This window comes from Amycolatopsis dongchuanensis, assembly GCF_039542405.1.
Lineage (GTDB): Bacteria > Actinomycetota > Actinomycetes > Mycobacteriales > Pseudonocardiaceae > Amycolatopsis_E > Amycolatopsis_E sacchari.
The window spans coordinates 1-7,484 of record NZ_BAABIB010000153.1; the positions used below are offsets into that span (position 1 = coordinate 1).

The 7,484-nt window shown below is 72.0% G+C and carries 7 protein-coding genes and 1 pseudogene; 5 read left to right on the forward strand and 3 right to left on the reverse strand.

Annotated elements, in window-relative coordinates:
* Positions 1 to 970: 970 nt before the first annotated feature.
* From ABFX51_RS39755 to ABFX51_RS36025, 3 genes and pseudogenes are all read right to left on the reverse strand, one after another.
* Positions 971 to 1,353: pseudogene (locus tag ABFX51_RS39755) on the reverse strand (enolase C-terminal domain-like protein).
* Positions 1,275 to 1,823, reverse strand: a complete 549-nt coding sequence (locus ABFX51_RS36020; RefSeq protein ID WP_345397994.1) for an enolase C-terminal domain-like protein — start codon at positions 1,821 to 1,823, stop codon at positions 1,275 to 1,277. Before ABFX51_RS36020 ends, ABFX51_RS39755 begins: the two are co-directional and overlap by 79 nt.
* A gap of 267 nt (positions 1,824 to 2,090) precedes the next feature.
* On the reverse strand, positions 2,091 to 2,876 hold the full coding sequence (locus ABFX51_RS36025; RefSeq protein ID WP_017985043.1) for a DeoR/GlpR family DNA-binding transcription regulator: 786 nt from the start codon (positions 2,874 to 2,876) through the stop codon (positions 2,091 to 2,093).
* A gap of 183 nt (positions 2,877 to 3,059) precedes the next feature.
* On the opposite strand from ABFX51_RS36025, the gene ABFX51_RS36030 reads away from it, so the two are divergent.
* Genes ABFX51_RS36030 through ABFX51_RS36050 form a run of 5 tightly spaced genes read left to right on the forward strand, consistent with a single transcriptional unit; the run spans position 3,060 to position 7,042 of the window.
* Positions 3,060 to 3,944, forward strand: coding sequence for an SIS domain-containing protein (locus tag ABFX51_RS36030; protein WP_346056452.1), 885 nt, complete (start codon positions 3,060 to 3,062; stop codon positions 3,942 to 3,944).
* A 3-nt stretch (positions 3,945 to 3,947) separates the two neighbouring features.
* The gene (locus ABFX51_RS36035) at positions 3,948 to 4,874 is read left to right on the forward strand and encodes an ROK family protein (protein WP_346056453.1); all 927 of its coding nucleotides are present in this window, start codon (positions 3,948 to 3,950) and stop codon (positions 4,872 to 4,874) included.
* On the forward strand, positions 4,871 to 5,815 hold the full coding sequence (locus ABFX51_RS36040; protein ID WP_346056454.1) for a 1-phosphofructokinase family hexose kinase: 945 nt from the start codon (positions 4,871 to 4,873) through the stop codon (positions 5,813 to 5,815). The genes ABFX51_RS36035 and ABFX51_RS36040 overlap by 4 nt, the downstream gene beginning before the upstream one ends.
* Positions 5,803 to 6,648 carry a class II fructose-bisphosphate aldolase gene (locus tag ABFX51_RS36045; RefSeq protein WP_017985047.1) on the forward strand — a complete coding sequence of 282 codons (846 nt, stop codon included), beginning with the start codon at positions 5,803 to 5,805 and terminating at the stop codon, positions 6,646 to 6,648. Before ABFX51_RS36040 ends, ABFX51_RS36045 begins: the two co-directional genes overlap by 13 nt.
* Before the next feature lie 22 nt (positions 6,649 to 6,670).
* Positions 6,671 to 7,042 (forward strand): hypothetical protein, encoded by a 372-nt coding sequence (locus ABFX51_RS36050; RefSeq protein WP_346056455.1) that lies wholly within the window; start codon positions 6,671 to 6,673, stop codon positions 7,040 to 7,042.
* The last annotated feature ends 442 nt before the right edge of the window (positions 7,043 to 7,484 follow it).

Sequence of the window (7,484 nt, forward strand, 5' to 3'; positions counted from 1 at the left end):
CGCCGACTGACTGCAACACCAGCCCCACCAACCACAACACGAGTTACGAGACATCCCTTAGCCGCCTGAGCAGGCAATTCGAGCTCGGCCGGTAGTCCAATCACCGCATTCCTCCCCATGCAGGTTCCCGGTGCGCACCCCGTCCCGTGCGGCACTGATCGACATTACGGCTGGTCGGGGACCGCGATGATGTGGATTCCTACTGAGTTCGTGCGGATTCCGACTGGATCGCCGTTGGCGGGGATTGGCCGTGGGGCGAGGCGTTGCACCGGACGTCGGGTGCCAGGCGGTATCGGCGTTCTGGGAGAGAGGTGGTTGGGTTTCGGGCACGCCTTCGGCGCACCGGTGGGGATTCGCGCTCGTATGCTCATCATGGCGGGGTGGCTGGTGGCGCGAATTCCCACCGGATCGCATGCCCGGTCACCCTAAGTACCGGCGCTCGTTGCGGAAATCCACCCAACGGGCGGTACGCCAGTCGACCCCGCCCGCCGCCACGGCCGCGACGTCCAGTTGATGGACCAGGGCGAGGGCATGGTCACCCTCACCTCGGACCAACCGGTGGCGGTGGGGACGGCGACCTATGGGCGGGTCGACGCCGAAGCCCGCCGCCGCAAACCCAGCGAATCAGACAAACCCCGCACACCACCTGCACCCACACCCGAACCCGCGCCCGACGCCAAGCCCGACAACGAACCACCACCCTTCTAACACTCCACGCCGAGCAACGTTGATGCATTCTCCCGCTGTCCGATCGGGAATCCCCGTCACCGGCGCCGGACACGTGGTCACCAATGCCGGACACCCGGTCACCGACGCCGGACACGTGGTCACCACCCCTGAATCGGCCGGGTGCGGTGCATGCGGATCGGCCGGATGCCGGCAAGCCACGACCGGACACGGAGGGCGCCAAGCGCCGAAAGCCGTCCGGCTGCTCCCGCGTGCCCTGCGGGAGCAGCCGGATCACACCTGCTCATCCCCGGGTGAGTCGGCGCACCTTCTCGTCGTCGAGTGTCACCCCGAGGCCGGGACCGTGCGGTACGTGCAGGTGCCCGTCCCGGTAGTCGAGCGGCTCGACGAGCAGCTCCTCGGCCATCAGCAGCGGCCCGAACAGTTCGCTGCCGAAGGTCACCGACGGGGTGGCGCAGCACAGGTGCAGCCGGCGACCGTGCCGATCGGCGATTCGATGGCCGTGCCGCCGTGGCACGGTATCCCGGCCGCGGTGGCGACCGCGGCGATCCGCTGGGTCACCGTGAAACCGCCGGACTTGGTGACCTTCAGCGAGAAGATGTCCGCCGCGTTGGCCTTGACGATGCGCAGCGCGTCCTGTTCGCTGCGCAGGCTCTCGTCCGCCATGATCGGGATCTCCAGGAGCTGGGCGAGCCGGGCCGCCCCGTCGTGTCCCAGGCCGGCAGCGGCTGCTCGATGAGCTCGACGCCGGCGGCCTGCAGCCGCGGAAGGTAGCGGGTGGCGGTCAGCTCGTCCCATGCCGCATTGATGTCCATCCGCAGGCTCGCCCGGGAAGCCAGCGCCGAGGCGACCTTTTCGATCCGCTCGACATCGGCCTCCGGATCCTGCGAACCCATCTTCAGCTTGAAACTGGCGTGCTTCCCGGCATCCAGCTTGCCGGTGGCCTCCTCGATGATCTCGTCCGGCCGGGCGGCACCCAGCGCCCAGGTGACCGGGACACGATCCTGCGCGAGCCCGCCGAGCAGCGCGTACACCGGCAACCCGACGGTCCTGCCCCAGGCATCGAAGAGCGCCACCTCCACCGCGGCCTTGGCGAACCGGTTCTCCGCGACCAGCCGGTCCATGGTGGCGCGCAAGGCCGGCACCTCGGCGATTCCGCACCTGGGCCAAGGGGGGACCCACGGCATCGGGCTGTCCTTCGGGAGCGCAGCGCTCGTGCTGGCGCGCTTGATGCCAGTTTCGATCCCGACCGGTGGCGTGCGGCCGGGGTCGCCGCGGGAAAGCCCCGCGCTCCTGTTCGTGGATGCACGACACGCGATCGCAGAGTGCGGACACCCGCTCACGAAGTGCGGACAGGCGCGCATGAAATGCGGACACGCCTGCCATGGATCGCACCGGGACGATCACACCACGGTGACTACCACGCCCTCGTCCTGGAATCGGCGCACCAGATCCGCCGGCGCACCGTCGTCCGTGACGAGCGTGTCGATCGCCCCGATCGGGCAGATCCTGGCGAACGCCCCGGCACCGAGCTTGGAGCTGTCCGCGACCACCACCACCCGGCTCGCCCGCTCCACCATCAACCGGTTGATGCCGGCCTCGTCCTCGTTGTGCGCGCAGGCGCCGAACGCGGGGTCGATCGCATCCACCCCGAGGAACAGCAGGTCCAGGGTGAGATCGTCCAGGATGCGCGCGGCCAGCTGCCCGGCCAGCTCGAAGGTCTTCCGGCGCGCCACCCCGCCGGTGACCACGATCTTCACCTGCGGCCGGGGAACCAGATCGTTGGCGATGTTCAGCGCGTTCGTCACCACGGTGAACGCCACGTCGTCACCCATCGACGCGAGGTCCGACCGGAGGGCGAGGCTGCGTGCGACCTCCGTGGTGGTGGTACCGCCATTGATCCCGATGACGCTGCCTCGCTCGACCAGCTCCGCTGCCGCCCGCGCGATCCTGCCCTTGGCCACCGCATTCCTGCCGGTCCGGTACCGCACGGGCAGGTCGTAGGCGACCCCGTTCGCGACGGCTCCGCCCCTGGTTCGGATGAGCAGCTGCTGCTCGGCGAGGTGGTCGAGGTCGCGGCGGACCGTGGCCGTCGAGACGGCCAGCTCGGCCGCGAGCGTTTCGACGTCGAGCTTGCCGTGCCGCCCCAACAGTTCCAGCAGCGCGCCGAGCCGTTCGTGCCGATCCAACCTTTGCCCCGATCCCGCGTTGTCCGCCCGTCCACCGACCCGCGCAAGTATCGCCCCTCGGCGAGGAAACACGCGGTAAGACTACCCATGTCCGCCTAAAACTGATTGAATATGCCCGATATCGATCAACTTTCTGCAGTTGATCTTCAAGTTCCTTCAGCGGCTAGGTCAGGAGCGTGCCGGATGTCCCATACCGAGGCGGAGATCGCGAGCCAACCGGAGTGCTGGCGGCGCGCCGCGGCCCTCGTACCCGACGTCGCCGGCGTGCTGCCTCGGCGCGGCGAGCGGATCGCGGTGATGGGCTGCGGCACCTCGTGGTTCATCGCCAAGGCCTACGCCGCACTCCGGGAGCGGGCGGGATGGGGACACACCGACGCGTTCCCCGCCTCCGAGCTCCCCGCCGGGCGCCGCTACGACCGGGTGCTGGCGCTCACCCGCTCCGGCACCACGACGGAGGTGCTGCGCCTGCTCGCCGAGCTGCGCGGGCGCACGCCGACCGTCGCCATCACCGCGGACCCGGCCACCGCGGTGGCCGACCTCGCCGACGAGGTGCTCCCGCTGGCGTTCGCCGACGAGCGCTCGGTGGTGCAGACCCGCTTCGCCACCACGCAGCTCGCGCTGCTGCGCGCGCACCTCGGCGAGGACATCGGCACGGCGGTGCTGGACGCTCGGCTCGCACTGGACGAGGAGCTGCCGGCGGATCTCGTGGCCGCCGAGCAGTTCACCTTCCTCGGTCGCGGGTGGACGATCGGCCTGGCGCACGAAGCCGCGCTGAAGATGCGTGAGGCGGCACGGTCCTGGACCGAGACCTACCCCGCCATGGAGTACCGGCACGGCCCGATCGCCATCGCCGGGCCAGGCCGCGTCGTGTGGTCGCTCGGCGAGCCGCCGGAAGGCCTCGCGCAGGACGTCGCACGAACCGGCGCCACGTTCGTGCGCACCGGCCGCGACCCGATGGCCGACCTCATCCGCGTCCAGCGCCTCGCGGTCGCCATCGCCGGCGCCAACGGCTACGACCCCGACCGGCCGCGGAACCTGACCCGCTCGGTCGTGCTCACCGAGGCATAGGCGATGCACGTCGTCGCGCTGGACGTCGGCGGGACCACCATGAAGGGCGCCCTGCTCGACCACGACGGCGGTGTGGCCCACACGGCCGCCCGGCCGACCGATCGGGACCGCGGGCCGGACGCGGTGGTGGCCGGCATCGTCGACTTCGCCGCCGAACTGGCCGCCACCGCCGGCGCCAGGTTCGGCACCGAGGTCGGCGCCGCGGCCGTCGTCGTCCCGGGCCTTGTCGACGAGCCGGCCGGCATCGCCAGCTACTCCGCCAACATCGGCTGGCGGGACGTGCCGCTGAGGACCATGCTCGCCGAACGGCTCGGCGTGCCGGTCGCGCTCGGCCACGACGTACGCGCCGGCGCGCTCGCGGAGGCGCGGTGGGGTGCGGGCCGCGGGCACGGCTCCTTCCTGTTCCTGCCGATCGGCACCGGGCTCGCGGCCGCGATCGTGCTCGACGGCAAGGTCGTCACCGGGACGAACGGGTGCGCGGGGGAGCTCGGCCACCTTCACGTCGCCCCGCACGGCGACCCGTGCGAATGCGGCGCGCGTGGCTGCCTGGAGACCCTCGCCTCGGCCAGTGCGATCGCCCGCCGGTACACGGCGGAGGGCGGGCGGGGCGCCGTCACCGCGGAGGACGTGGCACGGCTGGCCGGTCGCGGCGATCGGACGGCCGCGAAGGTCTGGGACGAGGCCGTCGCGGCGCTGGCCGACGGGCTGGCCGCCGGCACGAGGATCCTCGATCCGCCGCTCGTGGTCCTCGGCGGTGGCCTGAGCGGGGCGGGGGAAACCCTGCTGGCGCCGCTGCGCACGGCACTGGCCGAGCGGCTGACCTTCCAACCGCCGCCGCGCGTGGTGATCGCCGAACTCGGTCACCGGGCCGGCTGCCTCGGTGCCGGGCTGCTCGCCATCGAACTCGGCGGCGACCGGGGGGCCTCGTGATCGTCGTCGTCTGCCCCAACCTCGCGCTGGACGTCACCTATCACATGGCGGTCGCCACCCCCGGCGCCGCCAACCGGGTGGATCGGGTGACCACCATGGCCGGTGGCAAGGGCGTGAACGTCGCCAGGGTTTTGACCGCGCTCGGTGCCGAGGCCACCGTGTTGGGTTTCTCCGGTGGCCGCGCCGGGAATGCGGTGCGTGCCGACCTCGCCGCGAGCGGGGTGCCGCAGTCCGTGCTTCCGGTGTCCGGCGAGACCAGGCGGACCGTCGCCGTTGTCGAGGAAAGCACCGGCCGGGCCACCCTGTACCTGGAGCCGGGACCGGTGGTCTCCCACCCCGAGTGGGCACAGCTGCTCGCTCGGTTCGCGGAGCTGATGGACGCGGCGGCGCTCGCCGTGCTGTCCGGGAGCCTGCCGCCTGGGCTCCCGGTCGACGCGTACGCCCAGCTGGTGCGCCTCGCCCGCCAACACGGCGTGCCCGCGCTGGTGGACGCCGACGGCGAGCCATTGCTCCGGGCACTGGCCGAGCGGCCGGCGCTGATCAAGCCGAACGCCGATGAGCTCGTGGCCGCCACCGAGCTGACCGACCCGCTCGCGGCGGCCCGTGCCCTGCGCGAGCGGGGAAGCGAGGCGGTGGTGGCCTCGCTCGGCCCGGACGGCCTGCTCGCCGTGGACGCGGGCGGCACGTGGCGGGCGAGGCCACCGGAACGGTTCACCGGCAACCCGACCGGGGCGGGTGACTCGGCGGTGGCCGCACTCGCACTCGGGCTCGTGGACGCGACCCCTTGGCCGCGGCGGCTGGCCGAGGCCGTCGCGCTGTCGGCCGCGACCGTGCTCAGCCCGGTCGCCGGCGGCTTCGACCTGCCGGCCTACCGGCGGCTGCGTGGCCGGATCCGAGTGACCCGCATCGAACCCGACGAGGAGCAGTCATGCCCGAAGTAGGAACCGGCGAGATCGTGGCCACCGCGCGGCGGGAGCGGCGTGGCGTCGGCGCGTTCAACGTGGTCCAGGTGGAGCACGCCGAAGGGATTGTGGCCGGCGCCGAGGAGTGCGACGCCCCGGTGATCCTGCAGATCAGCCAAAACACGGTCGACTACCACGGCGGGCTCGCCCCGCTCGGCATGGCCGCACGCGCGGTTGCCCGCGCGGCCAGGGTGCCGGTTGCGGTGCACCTCGACCACGCCACCAGGGCCGAACTGGTCGCGGAGGCGGTGGGGATCGGTTTCGGCTCGGTCATGTTCGACGCATCGAACATGACCTACGCGGACAACGTGGCCGCCACCGCCGAGGTCGTGCGGCGCTGCCACGAGGCAGGCGCGTGGGTGGAGGCCGAGCTCGGCGAGATCGGCGGGAAGGACGGGGTGCACGCCCCCGGCGCGCGTACCGATCCGGCCGAGGCTGCCGCGTTCGTCGCCGCGACCGGGGTGGACGCGCTCGCGGTGGCCGTCGGCACCTCGCACGCCATGCTCACCAGGGACGCGAGCCTGGACTTCGACCTGATCGGCAGGCTGCACGCCGGCGTGCCGGTGCCGCTGGTGCTGCACGGTTCCTCCGGCGTCCCCGACGACCAGTTGACCACCGCGGTGACCGCCGGGATGACGAAGATCAACATCGCGACGCAGCTCAATAAGGTGCTCACCGGAGCCGTGCGCGAGTGCCTTGCCAGGGAACCGCGCGCGGTGGACACCCGTCGCTACCTCGGTCCCGGCCGCGCGGCCGTCACCCGCGAGGTCACCAGGCTCTGCCGCATCCTGCGGCCGGTCGCTATCCGGTAGGGACACCGACGACGGTCCCGCAGTGGCGGGCTCGTTCCGCCGCGAACGCGACGAGGTGGCTGGCCAGCGACTCACCGGGCCCGGTCCGGATGGCGCGCGGGTCGCCGGTGGCGACGGCCGTGACGAAGGCGTCCAGCACTCCGGCGTCCCCACCGCCGTGGCCGGTGGCGGCGTCCGCACCACCGGCCACGGCGGCGCGGCGGTGGACTTCCGCGCCGGTGCGAAAGTCCACGATCCGCACTCCCTCGCCGTCGCCCTCCAGGAACCCGTGGGTGCCGAAGATCTGGGTGCGGCGGTGGGTCTGCTCGCGGTCATGGTGAAGGTGGCGGCGATCCCGCCGGCCAGCTCCATGGCCAGCACCTGGTTGTCCACGACGTCGTTGTCGCAGGCGTAGACACAGCGCCCGAACGGCCCTTCACGCAGGGCCAGGAGCACCCCGTCCTCGTCGGTGTCCTCGGTGATCGAACTGACCGGCCACACCGCACCCCGCTCGCGCTGGACACCCAGGTACAGGCGGGACGCCGAGTACGGGCAGGAGGGCTCCACCGCGCACTCGAGGCAGCGGTCGGCGGCCCCGGCCGGCCGGTTCTCCCGGCGGAAGTGCCGCAGCGAACCGAAACTGGAGACCCGCTCGATCCGCCTGCCGGTGACGTAGCCGATCCAGTCCAGGCCATCCTCGGCGCGGCAAGCAGCTCGCCAACTCGCGCACCTCGGCGCTGCCCGCCGCCACGCGACGGCGTGCTTCGGCACTCGGATCGGCGACGGCCCCCGTTACCTTTTTCGTGGTTCCTGATCAAGGAGCTGTGGTCGCCAGGTTCGGTATGACTGATGCCCCC